16 protein-coding genes are annotated in these 17,518 nt (G+C 70.8%); 6 read left to right on the top strand and 10 right to left on the bottom strand.

The genetic code is table 11. From position 1 onward, the window contains the following. Positions 1-2: 2 nt before the first annotated feature. The gene (locus ASG80_RS08535; RefSeq protein WP_056729785.1) at positions 3-1,124 is read right to left on the bottom strand and encodes an ABC transporter substrate-binding protein; all 1,122 of its coding nucleotides are present in this window, start codon (positions 1,122-1,124) and stop codon (positions 3-5) included. A 254-nt stretch (positions 1,125-1,378) separates the two neighbouring features. Between ASG80_RS08535 and ASG80_RS08530 the strand changes: the two genes are divergently transcribed. After that, positions 1,379-1,810 (top strand): hypothetical protein, encoded by a 432-nt coding sequence (locus tag ASG80_RS08530; protein ID WP_056729753.1) that lies wholly within the window; start codon positions 1,379-1,381, stop codon positions 1,808-1,810. Between the two features lie 92 nt (positions 1,811-1,902). Here ASG80_RS08530 and ASG80_RS08525 read toward each other — a convergent pair whose 3' ends face one another. The 4 genes from ASG80_RS08525 to ASG80_RS08510 all read right to left on the bottom strand — a co-directional run bounded on the left by ASG80_RS08525 (position 1,903) and on the right by ASG80_RS08510 (position 6,059). Beyond that, positions 1,903-3,177 carry an endonuclease/exonuclease/phosphatase family protein gene (locus ASG80_RS08525; protein WP_082589968.1) on the bottom strand — a complete coding sequence of 425 codons (1,275 nt, stop codon included), beginning with the start codon at positions 3,175-3,177 and terminating at the stop codon, positions 1,903-1,905. Positions 3,178-3,313: 136 nt separating this feature from the next. Continuing rightward, positions 3,314-3,778: an SRPBCC family protein gene (locus tag ASG80_RS08520; RefSeq protein WP_056729752.1), complete on the bottom strand. Its 465-nt coding sequence runs from the start codon at positions 3,776-3,778 to the stop codon at positions 3,314-3,316. A 38-nt stretch (positions 3,779-3,816) separates the two neighbouring features. Then, complete coding sequence (locus tag ASG80_RS08515) at positions 3,817-5,439, bottom strand: CocE/NonD family hydrolase (RefSeq protein ID WP_056729751.1); 1,623 nt, start codon at positions 5,437-5,439, stop codon at positions 3,817-3,819. Beyond that, positions 5,436-6,059 carry a TetR/AcrR family transcriptional regulator gene (locus tag ASG80_RS08510; RefSeq protein ID WP_056729750.1) on the bottom strand — a complete coding sequence of 208 codons (624 nt, stop codon included), beginning with the start codon at positions 6,057-6,059 and terminating at the stop codon, positions 5,436-5,438. The genes ASG80_RS08515 and ASG80_RS08510 overlap by 4 nt, the downstream gene beginning before the upstream one ends. 101 nt (positions 6,060-6,160) lie before the next feature. Here ASG80_RS08510 and panD point away from each other — a divergent pair, with 101 nt between their 5' ends. Together panD and ASG80_RS08500 are read left to right on the top strand one after the other, a co-directional pair. Continuing rightward, positions 6,161-6,577 carry an aspartate 1-decarboxylase gene (gene panD / locus ASG80_RS08505; protein ID WP_056729749.1) on the top strand — a complete coding sequence of 139 codons (417 nt, stop codon included), beginning with the start codon at positions 6,161-6,163 and terminating at the stop codon, positions 6,575-6,577. A gap of 161 nt (positions 6,578-6,738) precedes the next feature. Further along, on the top strand, positions 6,739-7,014 hold the full coding sequence (locus tag ASG80_RS08500; protein WP_156401729.1) for a hypothetical protein: 276 nt from the start codon (positions 6,739-6,741) through the stop codon (positions 7,012-7,014). Between the two features lie 89 nt (positions 7,015-7,103). Here the strand turns inward: ASG80_RS08500 and ASG80_RS08495 are convergent, their stop codons facing one another. Beyond that, positions 7,104-8,057: a YafY family protein gene (locus tag ASG80_RS08495; protein ID WP_056729747.1), complete on the bottom strand. Its 954-nt coding sequence runs from the start codon at positions 8,055-8,057 to the stop codon at positions 7,104-7,106. Positions 8,058-8,120: 63 nt separating this feature from the next. Between ASG80_RS08495 and ASG80_RS08490 the strand changes: the two genes are divergently transcribed. Continuing rightward, the gene (locus tag ASG80_RS08490; protein WP_056729746.1) at positions 8,121-9,269 is read left to right on the top strand and encodes an epoxide hydrolase family protein; all 1,149 of its coding nucleotides are present in this window, start codon (positions 8,121-8,123) and stop codon (positions 9,267-9,269) included. A gap of 119 nt (positions 9,270-9,388) precedes the next feature. Here ASG80_RS08490 and ASG80_RS08485 read toward each other — a convergent pair whose 3' ends face one another. The 4 genes from ASG80_RS08485 to ASG80_RS08470 form a co-directional block, all read right to left on the bottom strand. After that, positions 9,389-10,333, bottom strand: coding sequence for an NAD(P)/FAD-dependent oxidoreductase (locus tag ASG80_RS08485; RefSeq protein WP_056729745.1), 945 nt, complete (start codon positions 10,331-10,333; stop codon positions 9,389-9,391). A 53-nt stretch (positions 10,334-10,386) separates the two neighbouring features. Beyond that, complete coding sequence (locus tag ASG80_RS08480) at positions 10,387-11,295, bottom strand: Gfo/Idh/MocA family protein (protein WP_056729744.1); 909 nt, start codon at positions 11,293-11,295, stop codon at positions 10,387-10,389. An 82-nt stretch (positions 11,296-11,377) separates the two neighbouring features. Continuing rightward, a complete protein-coding gene (locus tag ASG80_RS08475; protein WP_056729743.1) occupies positions 11,378-12,478 on the bottom strand; it encodes a LacI family DNA-binding transcriptional regulator in 1,101 nt (366 codons plus the stop codon). Then, the gene (locus tag ASG80_RS08470) at positions 12,475-14,373 is read right to left on the bottom strand and encodes a heparinase II/III family protein (protein WP_056729742.1); all 1,899 of its coding nucleotides are present in this window, start codon (positions 14,371-14,373) and stop codon (positions 12,475-12,477) included. Before ASG80_RS08470 ends, ASG80_RS08475 begins: the two co-directional genes overlap by 4 nt. Before the next feature lie 133 nt (positions 14,374-14,506). Between ASG80_RS08470 and ASG80_RS08465 the strand changes: the two genes are divergently transcribed. Together ASG80_RS08465 and ASG80_RS08460 are read left to right on the top strand one after the other, a co-directional pair. Then, positions 14,507-15,529: a hydroxyacid dehydrogenase gene (locus ASG80_RS08465; RefSeq protein ID WP_056729741.1), complete on the top strand. Its 1,023-nt coding sequence runs from the start codon at positions 14,507-14,509 to the stop codon at positions 15,527-15,529. Next, entirely contained in the window at positions 15,526-17,463 is a 1,938-nt protein-coding gene (locus ASG80_RS08460; RefSeq protein WP_156401727.1) for a DUF2264 domain-containing protein, read from the top strand. The genes ASG80_RS08465 and ASG80_RS08460 overlap by 4 nt, the downstream gene beginning before the upstream one ends. The last annotated feature ends 55 nt before the right edge of the window (positions 17,464-17,518 follow it).

The following is a 17,518-nucleotide window of genomic DNA, read 5'->3' as shown; positions in this document are numbered from 1 at the left end:
CGTCACTCGACGGCCGTGGCCCACTCGGCGCCGAGCAGCTCGCCCGCCGCCGTGCTCTGCTCCTCGGTCGGGACGACCGTCTCCTCGGGCGATGCGGGCAGGGCCGCGAACAGCTCCTCGTCGATGGTGCCGGCCTCGGCCATCGCGTCCGCGAGCACGGGGCGGGCGCCGCCCTTCAACCACAGGTTCTGCGCCTCGTCGCTGTAGAGGAACTCCTGCCACAGGCGTGCGGCCGCCGGGTGCGGGGCATCCTTGTTGACGGCCTGGTTGTAGTAGCCCGCGTAGCCGACGCCCGGGAGGATCACGGTCTCCCAGGCGGGGTTGTCAGCCGTGTGCGCGGCGTTCAGGTAGTCCCAGTCGAAGACGACCGGGGTCTCGCCCGACGCGACGGTGGCGGTGGTCACGTCGACCTTCAACAGGTTGCCCGCATCGTTGAGCTCGCCGAAGAAGTCGATGCCCGGCTGGAAGTCGTCGAGCGTGCCGTCGGACTGCACGGTCGCGAGGCCCACGGCGGCGAACGCGGCGCCCGCCTGGGTCGGGTCGCCGTTGATGGCGACGGCGCCACGGTACTCGTCGCCGAGCAGCTCGTCGAGCGAGGCCGGCTCGGCGAACTTCGACGAGTCGTAGCCGATCGACATGTAGCCGCCGTAGTCGCCGACGAACAGGCCGTTCGGCTCCTTGAGCTCGTCGGGGATGTCGTCCCACGCGGCGACCTGGTACGGCGCGAACGTGTCGGTGTTCTGCAGCGCCACCGTGAGGCCGAGGTCGAACACGTCGGGGGCGGTGTCGAGGCCCGCGTTCGTCTCTGCCGCCTGGATCTCCTCGGCGCTCGACGCGTCGGGGGAGGCTTCGTTGATCGTGATCTCGGGGTACTTCTCGGCGAACAGGTCGAGCACCTCGCCGTAGTTCGCCCAGTCGCGCGGAAGCGCGATGACGTTCAGCTGGCCCTCGGCCTTGGCGGCCTCCTCGAGCGCAGCGAGGTCGCCGAAGTCGGCGAGGCTCGTGGCGGTCGCGGCATCCGTACCGCCGTCTCCGGCGTCGGCCTCGCCCGCAGCGCAGCCCGTGAGGCCCAGTGCGACGGCGGTCGAGAGCCCGACGGCGACGAGGGTGAGTTGCTTCTTCAACACGTGTCCTCCGTATGGCGCCGCTCGGCCGCCCGCGCTGTGGGACGGGCGTGGAGAACCGGGGGGAGCCGAGGCAACGGTAGGGAGGAGAGTCGTCGTGCGCGGGCCGGCGGGGTGAATGGCGGATGAACCGCGATCGACCGTTCGGGGATCCGCGGAAGGGCGCGCTGGTTGCGTACTAATATACTAGTATGGTACTCTCGAGCCCAGGGCGGCGGAACCCCGCCACCCGACACTCGATTGGAGCCACACTGATGTTCGCCACCGCTGCCGTCGCCACGGCGCTCGCCCTCACGACGCTCGCGCCGACCGCGACGACGACCGACCCCGACCTCGAGGTGATCCAGGTCTTCGTCTTCAACCGCGGCGACCTGCAGCCCTTCGAGGCCGGGACCTACGGCGGCACCTGTCCGCCGAGCCACCCGTACCTCTACGACGAGTTCTACGCCGCGGGCCGCTGGGCGCCGCACGGCGTTCGCGTCGTCAGCGACACGTTGGTCGCGGTCACGATCAACCCGAAGTACCCGACCCCCGTCGACGCTGCCGACGAGTCCTCGAAGAACTACTGGAGCGGCATCTCGGGCGACTACCTCAACTGGGAGGTCCGCCCTGCATCCCTGTCGGTCACCATGGAATGCACGAGCAACACCTGGAAGGCCTGGAAGTCGCACAGCGTCGAGCTGTAGGAGACTCCGTCACGACGCGCGGATGCCGCGGGCGCAGTGCCCGCGGCATCCGTCGCCTTCCCCGGGGCGGCGTCACCGCCCACGCGAACCGGTCAGGGGTGCACCCGCAAGTCCACCCACACGAGCCGGTGGTCGCTCGAAGGGAACGGGAACGCGCCCGTGAGCCGGAAGAGCGGGTCGGTCGTGGTCGGCCAGAACACGGCGGCGTCCATCACCCGCAGGTCGCGCGACGGGAGCACGTAGTCGGCGCGCAGGTTCCCCGGCGCGGTGTCGGCGAAGTCGGCGGTGTCGAGACTCGGATCGCCCTCGTGCGTGAGGTTCGCGCCGCCCTGGAGCACGGATGCCTCGGCCGCCCCGTCGGACATGGGCATGGAGTCGGTCACCCGCGGGTGGTCGAGCAGTTGGTGGATCGCGACCTCCACCGAGTCGCCGTCGAACGGGTCGGCGTTCTGGTCGCCGAGGATCACGAACGACTCGCCGGGCTTCAGCCCGCCCGCCTGCCCCGCGTCATCCGTGATGTACCGCGATGCCGGACCGGGCGTGATGTAGTCGGCCCAGAACCTGATCTCGTCGTGGTTGCGAAGCCCGTTGCGGTCCTCGGGGCCGTCGAACACCGGTGGCGTCGGGTGCGCCGCGAGCACGTGCACGGTGCTGCCGTTCACGTCGACCGGCACGTCCCAGTGCGACTTGCTCGAGAGGCGGAACACGTCGAGCTCCTCGGGGGAGTACCAGTCGGCGGGCGCGGCGGTGTTCGGGTCGTCGGGGAGCAGGGCGCCGGGCATGTCCTTCCAGAGGAAGTGCTGGAAGGTGCGCACGTCCTCCTCGAGGATCGGGTACTTCGACAGGACCGCCATGCCGAACTGGCCCTCGAACTGGCCGAAGCCGAGGGCGTCGTCGCCGTAGCCCGGCGCGAGCGGGGTGGTGACCGTCACGCCGTTGTTGTTGAGGTCGAAGCCGCTCGCGATGCCGGTGTTCGACGGTGCGACGAACGCGTACGGGTACTCGACCGGGTCGGCGCCGCCCTGCGACACCTCGAGGTAGTTGTCGCGGAAGAGGTCGGCCGCGAGCCCGTCGGGCACGAAGTCGAACTCGTTGAGCAGCACGATGTCGGGGTTCGCGCGCTGGATGATCTCCGCCACCGTCTTCGCCTGCACGTTCGCGCCGGTGGTGAGGTCGGCCACGAGCTGACCGGGCGCGTTCCGGTTGAGCGAAAGGTTGAAGGTCGCGACGCGGAGGTCGGTGGGGCCGAGCTCGTCGCCCGGCGGGGCGGCAGCGGCCGGGCCGGCCAGCGCCGTGACGGCGGCGGCTCCGATCAGGGTGGCGGTAGCGGTCAGTGCTGCGGTGGTGCGGCGGTGTCTCGTGGACATGCGCTTCTCCTTCAACGGCTTCCTCGGCGGTGTACGACTGATTACCTCACGCTAGGCGCGTCAGGTGTCGACCGGAAGAACCCACGGTGACCGGATGTCCCGTTCTCGGCAGCGAGCCGGGGGCCACTCGTCGCGGCTAATCAGGATCGCCGGGCATCTCCGCGAACGCCTTCAGCGCACGGAGCATCCGCTCGCTCTCGCGGGCGTAGCGCCCCACGACGATCGAGCGCACGAGCGCGAGCCGCCTGGGGATGCCAAGCTCCACCGTCCGCGTGACGCGCGCACCGATCGAGTTCGCGGAGACGGACATGGACACCGTGCTGTCGATCGTGCCGGCCAGGCTGGGGCGCAGGGTCATCGGCTGCCGGAACGCGACGACGTCGGGGCGTGCGAGCGCGATGACGACTCCGTGCCGGACACCGCGCCGGCTGCGCTCCACGTAGGTGGTGCCGACGGCCATCGGCGGGGGAGAGATCTCGCTCGTGCCCTCGTAGTCGCCGGCCGACGGCAGCCAGCGGCCGTAGCCGTGCAGGTTGCAGACGAGGTCGAACACGACTTCGGGTGATGCTGCGATGTCCACGTGGCGTTCGATCGTCGTCATGGTTCCAGCCTCCCACCGTCGGCGGGGCGCGCGTAGCGTTACGCGACCTCGGCCGCGGCCGCCGTCCGGACAGGCAGGATCACCGCCGACGGGTGGCCGGGGTCGTGGTAGACCGCTTGTTCGGCAGCCAGAAGGGTGGTCGCGCTGGCGATCGGCTCGCCGGTGCCGGGATTGCGGGCATAGCGCGGGAACGCGCCGCTCGAGACCTGCAGCCTGATGCGGTGGCCGCCCGCGAAGCGGTAGGCGGTCGGCCAGAGCCGTACGGTGGCACGGGAGAGCTCGTCGGCGCCCGAGAGGCTGATCAGGCCGTCGCAGATGTTGTGGGAGCGGCCGTCGGGGTCGACATCGCAGAGGCGGACGAAGACGTCGGCGTCGGCGAGGCTGGAGCGGAACCAGATCTCGGCGCTGACCTCGCCGATGATCTCGACATCCTCCTCGAGGACGGCGGTGGTGTACGTGAGCACATCGGTCCGGGCCTCGAGGGCGGTGTTGTCGACGCGACCGCCATTCGTGATGCTGATGCCGCCGGCGCCGGGAGTGGGATCGGCCGGGTCGTAGCGATACCGGTCGGGCTCCGATTCCACAGGCTGCTCGCCGGACAGTCCACCGTCGGCCTGCAGGTGGAAGCGATGCGGCTCGTAGCCCTTCGGCGGCCAGGAGTCGAAGTCGCGCCACGCGTCCTCGCCCATCACGAACAGCCGTACCAGCGCGCGGTCGGCCGGTTGCTCGCCGCGTGCGTGCGCGAGTCCGAACTCGACTGCCTCCAGCACGGTGACGTTCGTGAACTCCGCATGCGTCCACGGGCCGATGGTCAACCGCGCGGGACGGCCCGCATCGTTCAGGAGCCGGAAGTCGCGGAGCTGGCCGGGCAGGAAGATGTCGTACCAGCCGCCGATCGAGCTGACCGGTACGCTCACGTCGGCCACGCGGTGGGAGTGGTCGATTTCGGCCCAGTACTCGTCGGTCGCGTCGTGCGCGAGGACGTCGTGGATGTACGTGGAGCCGTGGCCGATGGCGGCGGCATCGGCTCGATCGAGCGGCAGCGTAGACATCGCGCGAGCGGTCTTCTTCGCCTGGCGCCCCCTCCGGAACATCGCCCCGGGGCGTTCCTGCACGGCGATCTGGACGCCCCACTCGAACGGCAGCTCGAGCGCCCTCCCGTCCGCACGCATGAACTCAAGGGTGAGCGCCGACTCGGTCACCTGCGGGATCATCGCCTTGACCTGCGGCGGCAACCGATCGGCCACCGCCCACTGCACGAACCCGAGGTAGCTCCCGCCGACGAGCACGATCGAGTCGCCGAACCAGGGCTGTTTCACGACCCAATCGAGTGTCGCGAGGCCGTCCGCGCGCTCCTGTCGCATCGGTGCGAAGGTTCCGCCGGAGCCGAACCCGCCGCGGACACTCTGCATCAGGACCTGGAATCCGCGCTCGGCCAGCGGCCTTGCCATGTATGCGCCGAAGATGCCCGCCCGCCCATACGGGGAGCGCAGGAGCGCGGTCGGCAGCCCCTCCCCGCCGTGCCGTGGAGCCCAAAGGTCTGCCAGCAACTCGACTCCGTCGGGCATCGGTACTCGAAGATCGCGTTGCACGACGAGGTCGCGTGTCAACGGCGGTGGCAACTCGAGCTTGCGCTCGAGGAGATGGCTCATCAGGTTCATGTGTCGGGCTCCATGTCGTGTCGTGTGGTCGAGTGGCGCAGTGCGGCGGTCGCGAGCGGCAGCATCCGCATGTGCCGATCGGTGAACTCCTCGGGGTCGAGCGGGTCGGCACCCTCGATGACCCACGTGTTGACGAAGGCGGCTCCGGCGCCGGTCAGGAACCTCGCCAGGTCGTCAGCGCTCTGCGGGTCGAGGGTGTCGCCGAACGCCCGCTGCACGAGCTGCCGGTTCACCGGGATGAACAGACCCGAGAGCGCCCTGTTCAGTGCGAACCCGCACGAGCTCGTCAGCATCGCCCGGTAGAACGCCCGGTGGTCGGCGAAGTGGCGTGCCAGCGCGAGCGCGCGCCCGTGGCTGGTCACGTCGTGATCTGGGTCGGCGATGCGTGGTAGCAGCTCGCGTTCCACCAGATCGAGCGCGCTCTCCAGGAGCAGGGTGTCGCGATCGCCGAAGTGCTGGTACAAGACCGGGCGACTCACGTCGGCAGCATCGGCGATCTCGGAGATGGCGATCGCGGCCGTACCCCGTTCGCTGACGAGGGCGATCGCGGCTCGCATGAGCGCCGCCCGCGAACGGCGTACCCGTTTGTCTTGGGATGCTGCCGTCGATTCGATCGTCATGTCGAGATACTATACAGCTGTCAATAAATTATCAAGTGTCAAGAAACGAACCCTCTCGCACGGCGGGGAGGCATCGGTGTCGACGCGTTAGGCTCGGCACCGTGCTGCGCTCGATGCTCAAGTCCAAGATCCACCGCGCCACCGTCACGCACGCCGACCTGCACTACGTCGGCTCGTTGACGATCGACCGAGACCTCATGGATGCCGCCGAGCTGCTGCCCGGCGAGCAGGTGGCCGTCGTCGACGTCACCAACGGGGCGCGTCTCGAGACCTACGTCATCGAGGGGGAGCGGGGCAGCGGCGTGATCGGCGTCAACGGCGCCGCCGCCCATCTCGTGCACGCGGGCGACCTCGTCATCGTCATCTCCTACGCGCAGTTCGACGACGCCGCGGCACGTGCCTGGCGGCCGCGCATCGTGCACGTCGACGACGAGAACCGCATCAGCGCCCTGGGTGCGGATGCCGCGGCGCCGCCCGAGCCGGCGGCCTGGCTCCGTCGCCCGCCGCTCGCCGTCTGAGCGGCGGCCTCAGCCGCTCGGCCGGCTGCACCGACCGGACACCCACCCCGCTGCGGCCCTCGCGTGACGCCGGTGGTGGATCCATTCCAATCCGGCGGGCGGGTCGGTGACGAACACCGATCAGGCGGCCACTCGGACCGCCCTTCCATCAGGAGGTTCTCATGCGTACTCGCACTCTCGCTGTTGCCGGGGTACTCGGCATCATGGCCAGCCTCGCCCTGGCCGCACCCGCCGTCGCTGCGGACGGAAGCAACTGCTGGGGCGTCGTCTCGTCGCAGGCGGCTCGCTCTGACGGGGGGCTCGGTGCCCACGCCAGCTCCTTCGACGAGCCGCGTCTCGGGATCGGCAATGTCGCGCGACTCTTCAACGTCGAAGGTCCCGGAGGTCTGGGCACGTTGCTCGCCTCGATCGATGGCAACGATGCGACGCACTGCTGACCCCCGCCATCGGGTGGAGAGGGCGCGCCGCGGTCGGGGCACGCCCTCTCTGCGTGGCATCACGATACGCCGCGGTCTGACGTGTCACGTCAGGTCGTCGCGGCACGAGCGTAGCGCTCGGCGAGCGTGCGCAGCCGCGGTCGGAGCTCGGCCGGCGACTCGACCGTGAAGTCCATGCCGAGCATGCCGATGTACGCGGCGATCGTGTCGAGCGAGTCGGCGCCGGTGACGAGCACGGACTCGGTGTCGGAGATCGACTCGACCACGCCGACTGTCGGGTTGATGCGGGCGAGCACCGAATCGGCGGGTGCGGCGACGCGCAGGCGCGCGTGCACCTTCCAGCCGCTCGCGGCGATCAAGCGCATCGCGAATGCGGTGTAGTCGCCGCCCGGCAGCGGCGTGGGGGAGAAGCGTCGCCGGGTCGGCATCCGCGGCTCGATCCAGTCGGCGCGGAACGTGCCCCATTCGCCCGATGAGGGGTCGCGCCCGACGAGGTACCACCGCCGCTCCCAGCTCAGCAGGCGGTACGGCTCGACGAGACGCGGTGTGCCGCGGTCGCCGAAGCGGAACCATTCGGCGTCGCGGATCGCGGCGGCGATGGCGGCGAGCACCGCGGGGTCGACCTCGGGATCCGGGGCATCCGTGCCGGTGTTCTCGGGTGCCCGGTCGACGACGGTCGCGAGTGCCGTCACCGTCGGTCGCAAGCGCGAGGGCAGTACCTGCTCGAGCTTCGCGAGCGCTCGGGCGCTCGACTCCTCGATGCCGGCGATGCCGGTCGCAGCGCGCAGCCCGATGGCCACCGCCACGGCCTCTTCGTCGTCGAGGAGCAGCGGCGGGAGCTTGCCGCCGGCGCCCAGCCGGTAGCCGCCGGCTGCGCCGCGCGTCGCGTCGACCGGGTAGTCGAGCTCTCGCAGTCGGTCGATGTCGTTGCGGATGGTGCGTGTCGTGACGCCGAGGCGCGCGGCGAGCTCGGTGCCCGTCCAGTCGGGTCGCGATTGCAGCAGCGAGAGGAGCGCGAGCAGGCGCGCGGCGGTGTCGGACATGTACCTGATTCTCCTCTTCTATTAGGAACTGAACGTGCCTATATGCACCGTACTGTCGAAGACATGACGAACATCACCGCAACCAGCACCGACATCCGCCCCTTCCGCGTCGAGGTCGCCGACGCCGAGCTCGACGACCTGATGGACCGACTCGCCCGCACCCGCCTGCCGCAGCCCGCGCCCGTCGACGACTGGGACGCCGGCACGCCGAACGCGTACCTGCGCGACGCCGTCGAGCAGTGGCGCTCGGGCTTCGACTGGCGCGCCGAGGAGGCCCGCATCAACGCCGTGCCGCACTTCATCACCGACGTCGACGGCCAGGCGATCCACTTCATCCACGTGCGCTCCGAGCACCCCGGAGCGACGCCGCTCCTGCTCGCGCACACCTACCCCGGGTCATCCGTCGACTACCTCGACCTGATCGACGAGCTCGTCGACCCGGTGGCCCACGGCGGTCGCGCCGAGGACGCCTTCGACGTCGTGATCCCGGATGCCCCGGGCTACGGCTTCTCCAACCCCGTCACCGAGGCGGGCTGGACCCTGGCACGTGTGGCGCGCGCGTACGACGAGCTCATGCACCGGCTGGGGTATGCCGAGTACGGCATCCACGGCTCCGACAACGGCGCGATGGTCGCCCGCGAGCTCGGCCTGCTGAGCCCTGACGGCTTCCTCGGCCTGCACGTGCTGCAGCTCTTCTCGTTCCCGTCGGGCGACCCGAGCGAGTTCGAGCGCCTCGAGCCGCAGGACTACGCGGGACTCGAGCACATGAAGTGGTTCCAGTCCGTCGGCGGCTACAACACGATGAACGCCAGCCGGCCGCAGACCGTCGCGGTCGGGCTCAGTGACTCGCCCGTCGGCCTGCTCGCGTACAGCGAGCTGTTCAACTCCTTCGGCAATGGCACGTCCCTCGTGCCACTCGAGAAGATCCTCACCGAGGTCTCCGTGAACTGGTTCGCGAATGCCGCGGCCGGCATGAGCCGGAGCTACCTCGAGAACGCCCGTGCCCAGGCCGAGCCGCAGGTGAACGCGGCCCCCACCGGAGTGGCGGTGTTCAAGGACGACTTCCAGACGATCAAGGTGTTCGCCGAGCGCGACAACTCGAACATCGTGCACTGGAGCCGCTTCGAGGAGGGCGGCCATTACGCGGCACTCGAGGTGCCCTCGGTGCTGGCCGGCGACATCAGGGCGTTCTTCGCGTCGCTGCGGGGCTGACCGCGAAGCCGGGATCGAGCGGATGCCGCGGGCGAGGGCTCGCGGCATCCGCTCGTCCGAGCGCGGAGGCGAGGAGCTCGGGTACGGGTGGGGTCCCCGCTCTCTTCGACGAGGGACGCTCAGCCCGTCGCGGCCACCGCCCTGCGGATGTCCTCTTCGACGAGGTCGGCGTTGATCGCGGCCCCCGCGAGGCTTCCGGCCGCCATCGCGACGGGCACCGACGATTGGGCGGTCGTGATGTTGCCCGCCGCCCAGACCCCCGGAACGTTCGTGCGACCGGATGGATCGACGAGCACCCAGTCGACGCCGTTCTGACGCATCGTGCGTGCGCCGAGCTCGAGCAGCAGCCCGTCGTTCGGCACCGGGCGCGGGGCGACGAAGATCGAGTCCGCCGGGTGCTCGGTGTCGTCGTCGAGGCGGACGCCCCGCAGGCCGCCCTCCGCGTCTCCGACCACCTCGACGACCGTGCGCGACTCGATCGCGATGCCGCGGGCCTCGAGTCCCGTGCGTGCCGGATCCGGCAGGCGCACCCCCTGCGTGTAGAAGGTGACCTGCGGCGAGAGCTGCCGCATGAGCTGCGCCTGATGCGCGTTCGCCGCCTCCGTGGCGATCACGGCGATGCGGCGGTCGCGCACCTCCCAGCCGTCGCAGTAAGGGCAGAGCGCGGCGTTGCGACCCCATTGCTCGGCGAGGCCGGGAATGTCGGGGAGCTCGTCGCGCAGGCCCGTGGCCACCAGCATCCGCCGGGCGAGGTGCCGTTCGCCGGAGTCGAGCTCGACCTCGAAGCTGCTGCGCCCCTCGACCGAGGCGGCCGAGGTGACCGTCGCGGACTCGACGGCGACGTCGGCGTACCTCGTCAGCTCGGCGCGTCCGGCAGCGAGCAGCTCGAGCGGGGAGGAGTGGTCGCGGCTCAGCACGCCGTGCATGTGCGACGCGAAGCGGTTGCGCGGTTCTCCGCCGTCGACGACGAGCACGCGACGGCGCGAACGGCCGAGCATCAGCGCGGCGCTCAGCCCCGCGCTGCCGCCGCCGACGATGACGACGTCCCATTCGGTGTGGTCCATGGCCCCACTCTCGCATGGGCGGTCACGGCGTGGTGGGCGGCGGTGTCGGGGAGTCAGCCGACGTCGACGGTGCGGCCCGAGTGGAGGGATTCGCGCGCCGCGACCGAGACCCGGAGGGCGAGGATCGCGGACTCGGTCCGGCAGTAGTCGGGCTGGACTCCGGCATCGACGCAGCGGAGGAAGTACGCGGCCTGTCGGGCGTAGGGGTTCTGCTGCGGGGCATCCGGATACCGGGAGGACGAGGTGCCCGCGTCACCCGTCACCTCGAGGGAGCTCGAGAAGGCCGAGCCGGCCAGCATGTCGGCGCAGGTCACCACCTGGCCGAGGCCACCCCCCTGGTACTCGACGGTCGTCTCCAGTCGGCCCGGCGATCCGGTCTCCACGGTGGTGACCGCCACGGGGCGCCCCAGGAAGAGGTTCAGCTGGTCGAAGTCGTGGATCGCGAAGTCGACGAGCGTGCCGCCGGATCGCGACTCGTCGGCGAGCCACGACGCCCACGCCGCCGCCGCCGACAACCGGCTCGCCCGCGCGGTCCGAAGGACCCCCAGACGTCCCGACTCCGCCTCGGTCCGCACTCGCTGGTAGCCCTCGAAGAACCGCACGACGTGCGCCACCATCAGGATGCCGCTGCTCTCGGCCGCCGCTGCGGCGATCTCCTCGGCCTCATCGGTGGTGAGGGCGATGGGCTTCTCGAGGAGGACGTGCTTTCCGGCGTCGAGGGCACGGATGGCGAGGTCGGAATGGGAGGGCGTCGGCGTGCACACCGAGATGATGTCCACTGCGGGGTCGGACAGCACATCGTCGAGGTCGGTCACGAACCTGGCCGAAGGCGCATGCGGAAAGGTGCTCCCGGGCCTCGGCGTGCAGATGAGTCGGATCCGGTCGCCGAGGCCGAGTTCCGACCAGGCTCCGGCGTGGGTGCGGCCCATGTTGCCTCCGCCCACGATCGCGATGGCGTGCATCAGCAGGCTGCTCCGTTGATCATCGAGCCATCATCTCCCGCTTTCCATGTCCAGCACGCCGATGCACGCAGCGAAAGGGCCTTCAGTCGTGCAGCCTGGAGGATTCGCGCACGATCAGCTCGGGCAGGGCCTGTATGCGCTGGACCGGCCGCCGCGGGCCCTCGTCGAGGCGGCTCACGAGCGTCTCGACCGCGAGCCGGCCGATGTGCGCCTTCGGCGGGCGGAGCGCCGTGATGGGCGGCTCGCCGTTCTCGGCGATCTCGTCGTCGTAGGCGACGATCGCGAGGTCCTCGGGGATCCGGAGGCCACGGTCCAGGCAGTGGTGCTCGAGGTGGATCGCCTGGGGATCCGAGTGCACGAAGAGCGCGGTCGTGCCCGTCGCGACGCATCGATCCACGAGCTCGGCCAGGTTGCGCTCGCGGTGCTCGCTGTCGAGGTCTTCGAGCGCATATTCGAACGTGGACGACGGGTCGAGACCGAGCTCGGACAGCCCCCGTGACCAGCCTCGTCGCAGGTGCTCCGAGGTGGGCGAATTGGGAGGCAGCGCGAGGCCGATACGGCGGTGCCCAGCCTGGTAGAGGTGGTGCACGGCGAGGATCGCGCCGAACTCGTGGTCGGTGGTCACCCATTCGAGTCGGCGCAGTGCCAGCGCGCTGGGCGCGCGACGTTCGACGAGCACCACGGGCATCGCCAGCTCCTCGAGCCAGCTCAGGATGGCTGCGCCGTCCCGGCCTGCGGTCTCGGGCCCGACGACCAGCCCGTGCACCGAACCCGATTCGACGAGCGCGGAGATCTGCCGTCGCTGGTCGGCCGGGTCGTATGACGCGCCCCGCAGCACGAGTTGCGACTGCGCGGCGGTCGCGGCGGCGCGCGCTCCGGTGACGATCTGCGGCCAGTAGTAGCTGAGCGAGGGCACGACCATGCCGATGCGGTACCGGGAGTGGCTGCCGTCGGTCCCGCGCGCGACCGTGCGATCGAGGGCGCTGCGCAGCGTGGCTCCACCGTGCACCCGCGTCACCAGCCCGCGGTCGGCGAGCGCGGCGATGTCGCGGCGGACGGTGATGTCGGTGACGCCGAGCTCCTCGGCGAGCTGCCTGACGGTCACCGAGCCGCGCAGCCGCAACTCGTCGAGGATCCGCTCGCGTCGGGCGATGGCGAAGAGCGGCGGATTCGATTCGTTCACGCGTGCGTCCCCCCGACGTCGTCGCCATCATCGGCGCGGAATCGCACCGTCATCGAACTCGCGCCCGGTGGCGGCGAGAGCCGCACGCGCGTGAGGCGCTCGCCCCACGAATGCGCGATCACCGGGTCGTCGATCTCGCGCACCTCGATCGCGACGGTTGCGGCGTCATGGTCGACGAGCACATCGCGCGATCCCGCGACCGGTCGGCGGATTCGGAGCGTGGTCGGGCCGGCCTCCTCCACGTCGGCCCAGGCGATCCACGTCGTGCGCGTGTCGGGATGCTCGGCGAGCGACCACTCGTCGTGCACCTCCGCGGCGGATGCCTCGCGGTCGAGCCGGATCCGCCTGATCCACCGTTCGCCGCCATCGGCTTCCAGCCCCCACGCATCGCCGAGGTCGAGGGCCCACTCGGCGATGCCGGACCCGTCGTCTTCGCCGCGGAGCTCGCCGGTTCGCCATCGGGCTCCCGCCTGCTGGAGTGCGCCGCGCGGTTCGGGCACGGAATGCCAGTCGCTTCGCATCGTCCAGAGCGTGTAGCGGTCGGGGCCGAAGGTGCGCGCGTCATAGGTCGGACGCCCGATGTCGATCACCGCGGGGATGCCGTCGAGGGTGACGGTGACACTTCCGAGGTCGTTGTGGTTGTGGTTCTCGTCGTTGTGTCCGCCCTTCAGGGAGATCGCGAGACCCTCCGGCGATCCGCTGCGCTGGCGGGCGAGGGCGAGGCGCAACGAAGGGAACACGACGGATGCCGGCAGCGCCGGCGCACCCGCGGATGCCCGCGCCCAGTCGCGGTCGGCCAGTGCACTGAGGATCCGGCCGAGTCCGACGTTCGGCGCGACCCCGTCAGGAGCTCCGCGCTCGAAGCCGCTCGCGTGTGCGACGACGTCGTCGAGGCCGAGGCGCCGGCCCCAGTGGTGCGGGATGCGCCAGGGGTGGTCGTTGGACGCACGAGGCTCCGCGTCGGCGAATCCGAGCACCCATCCGAGGCCAAGCTGCGAGCGCAGCGGGAATCGCAGCAGTTCGTCGAGTCCGGTGACCGCGCCGACGTCGAGCGTGCCGCCGGCCGCGCGGTCGAGCACCTCGAGGGCATCCAGCGCCCGCGCGGCACCGTTCCACCAGTAGCCGAAGCCCTCGTCGATCGCGCCGTCGGCCGGGAGGGCGGCGAGGTAGCGATCGATGCCCTCGACCGCGAGGTCGACGATCACGCGCGTGATGCCGGGATCCGCGAACGCCGCAGCCGCGACGATCACGTTCCCGTGGATCCACGGGTTCCAGTTGTGGATTCGCCCGTGCAGGCCGAGCCAGTGCCAGTCCCGTCGCTCGAGGAAGGGCGCGAGGATGCGCTCGTCGACCTCTGCGCCCATGCGGCGCGTGAGCCCGGGGAACCGGGCGTCGAGCGCAGCTCCGAGGGCGAAGCGCGCCCAGGCGAGCAGCGCGGCCATCTCGCCGGCACCGAGGTCGACGTAGGGGCGCGAGCGGTCGGCCACGACCTCGCCGCTGCGTGCGAACACGTCGTCGTGCGCCGGCCAGCACCAGGTGGACTGCTCGCAGATGGCGTACAGGCCGTCGGCGGCCTCGTCGAGGAACTCGACGCGCCCGGTCGCGACGGCGGCGACGACCGCCGTCGCGACCCGATCCATGCGGGCGAACGTCGCGGACTCGTAGGCGGAGCGATCGCCGTCCCGCGGGTATCGGGCGTAGTCGCTGAGGCGCACGTCGGGCCACGGCGTGCCGAGCGCACGGTCGGCGGTGGCGACGAAGCGCGCGACCGCCGTGGCATCCGGATCGATGGCCTCGGTGTCGTCGAGCAGGAGCGACTGCGGATGCCACTCGGCTCGGGCCCATGCCTCCACGAGCGCGCCTCGCGGCATGAGGAAGGCTCGATCGGTGTGCACTGGCAGCTCCTTGAGCGTTTGCGATCGACCATGTTCGAATCTGTTCGATCGCTTTGACTGAGATCGAGATGGAGTATTCACTATCACTCAGCCCGGCCGCAACCCACGAGGTCGGAACTCAACGAGGAGCACCATGACCCGCGAGCCCCGCCCCGCCGCGCTGATCGCGATGTGGCCCGAGGCATTCGCCCAGCAGTTCGACGAGGAGCGGATCGGCCGCCTGGAGTCACTCGTCGAACTCGTGACGCCGGGCCCGATCGGGGACCTCGACGATGCCTCGCTCTCCGAGGAGCTCGCTCGCGTCGAGGTGCTCGTCACCTCGTGGGGCAGCCCTCGGCTCACGGCGGAGCGCCTGGCGCGGATGCCCGCGCTCCGGGCCGTGTTCCACTGCGCCGGCACCGTACGCGCGATCACGACCGACGCGTTCTGGGATCGGGGCATCACGATCACGAGCGCCGCCGATGCGAACGCCATCCCCGTCGCCGAGTTCACGTTCGCCTCGATCGTGCTCGCCGACAAGCGCGCGCAGTTCCTCGCACGCGAGCCCCTCGCGCATCGAACGGAGGACTGGCGCACCCGCCTGGTCACTGACGGCTACTCGAACCTCGGCCGAACCATCGGCGTGGTCGGGTTCAGCCGCATCGGGCGACGGGTGGTCGCGCTGCTCCGCCAGCTCGAGGGCGTGCAGATCCTCGTGGCCGATCCCCACGTCGAGGTCGAGACGATCGCCGCAGCCGGAGCGACGCTGACCGCCCTCGACGAGCTGCTGCGCCGCGTCGACGTGCTCAGCCTGCACGCTCCTGAACTCCCCGAGACACGCCACATGATCGCCGCCGCCGAGCTCGCCCTGCTCCGCGACGGCGCGACCGTCGTGAACACCGCCCGCGGGAGCCTGATCGACACCGATGCGCTCATCGCCGAGTGCGTGAGCGGGCGACTGGACGCGGTGCTCGACGTCACCGAACCCGAACCCCTGCCGGTGGACTCGCCCCTGTACCGGCTGCCGAACGTGTCGATCACTCCCCACATCGCCGGCTCCCTCGGCAGCGAGACCCGACGGATGTCGGATGCCGCCCTCGACGAACTCGCCCGCTGGACGCTCGACCTCCCGCTCGAATCCGAGGTGGTCCTCGCCGACCTGGGGGTGAGCGCGTGACCGACTCGATCTCGCCCATCACCGGCTGGGAACGATGCGACTGGCTGGCGCTCGCCGACCGCATGCTCGACGCCGGCCGCCGGGTGGCGTCGCCGCGCCATGCGCTCCTCGCCTTTCCCGGCGAACCCGGCGGGTACGGCGCCGACGTCGACGCGCTCGAGGGCTTCGCGCGCACGTTCATGCTCGCCGCCTTCCGCATCGCCGGGTCGCACGACTCGACCGGCGCCCTCGCCGCCTGGTACGCCGAAGGCATCGATGCGGGCACCGATCCCGCATCGCCCGAGCGCTGGCTCCGCCCCGACGAGGTCGACCAGGCGAAGGTCGAGGCCGCGGCGCTCGCCATCGGACTGCACCTCACGCGCGACGTGCTCTGGGCGAACCTGCCGACGCGCGTGCAGGATCAAGTCGTCGACTACCTCTCCACCGTGATCGGCGGCACCTACCCGCCGATCAACTGGGTCTGGTTCCGCATCGTCGTCGAACAGTTCCTCGCGAGCGTCGGCGCACCCCATTCGCGGAGCGACATCGAGGAGGACCTCGCGCTCGCGGACACGTTCTTCCGCCAGGGCGGCTGGATCGCCGATGGCGCGGCTCGCTCGTTCGACCACTACACGGGCTGGGCCCTGCACCTCTACCCCGTGCTCTGGGAGACGATGCTCGAGGCCGACGATCCGTTCCGCGAACGGCTGCCGAGGTATCGCGACGCGCTCGACGAATTCCTCGTCGACGCGATCGCCCTCGTGGGGGCCGATGGCGGGCCATTGATCCAGGGCCGCAGCCTGACCTACCGCTTCGCGGCAGCCGCCCCCTTCTGGGCGGGAGCGCTCGCCGGATCGACCGCGGCGGCGCCCGGACTGCTCCGCCGTGCGGCGAGCGGCATCGTCTCGCACTTCGCCGACCGGGGTGCCCCCGACGCGGACGGACGCCTCTCCCTCGGCTGGCACGGCGCCTGGCGGCCGATCGCGCAGACGTATTCGGGCCCCGGATCGCCCTACTGGGCCGCGAAGGGGATGCTCGGTATCGCGCTGCCCGCGACGCACCCCGTCTGGACCGCCGTCGAACTTCCGCTGCCCGTCGAGCGGGGCGATTTCGTGCGCGGCATGGTCGCCCCGGGCTGGCTTGCCGCCGGCACGCGGGCAGACGGGATCGTGCGCGTCGTGAACCACGGCACGGACCACGCCATGGCGGGCGTGCTGGGCGTCGACGCCCCCCTCTACGCGAAGTTCGGGTACTCGACGGCGACCGCGCCGCTGCTCGTCGGGGCATCCGCCGAGGAACGTCCCGACCAGTCCGTCGCGATCGTCGCCGACGGGGTGGCCGGCGATCGATCGGGATTCACGACCGACGCGCTCGAGGAGCTCGTGTGCGACGACGGATCCACCGCGGGCTGGGCCGTCTCCACCGCGATCGCGCACTGGGTGAGCGATCGACCCGAGCATCCCGACCACGGCACGCCGTGGCCCGGCGGCGTCGTGCGGCGCGGCCCGCGGGTGACGACGGCGTCGCTCGTGCGCGGCGCGTGGGAGGTGCGGTTCGTGAGCGTCGCACGCGACGACGGGCAGGAGATCGACGGCGACGAGCTCCGCGTCAGCGGGTGGCCGGTGTCGGGGCACGACGTGCAGGCGGATGCCACCACGGGAACCGCCTTCGCGACCGGCGGACGCCTCACCTCCGGCATCCGCTCGCTTGCGGGGTTCACGGCGTCGGGCGTGCAGCTCGACGCCGACGCGACCTTCCTCGGGCCGCGCACGGGGACGCCGTGGCTCACCGCACCCCTCCCAGGTGATGCACGTTGGCGCATCGCCGCCATCGGACTCGCGGGCGTCGCCCTCGGATCGGCTCCCACCGTGGCCGTTCCCGACGACGCCCCGACCGCGCTCGTCGTGTGGGACGACGGCGCACGTGTCTCGGTCACCCTCCCGGAGGTGGGCTGAGCATACATCCTGCAGCACAGACGCCGCCCGGGCGTCGATTACCATCGCCAAGTCA

The sequence above is a fragment of the Agromyces sp. Soil535 genome, assembly GCF_001428255.1.
Classification (GTDB): Bacteria; Actinomycetota; Actinomycetes; order Actinomycetales; family Microbacteriaceae; genus Agromyces.
The sequence above is the reverse complement of the archived record's forward strand: the minus strand, read 5'-3'. Positions and strand labels throughout refer to the sequence as shown.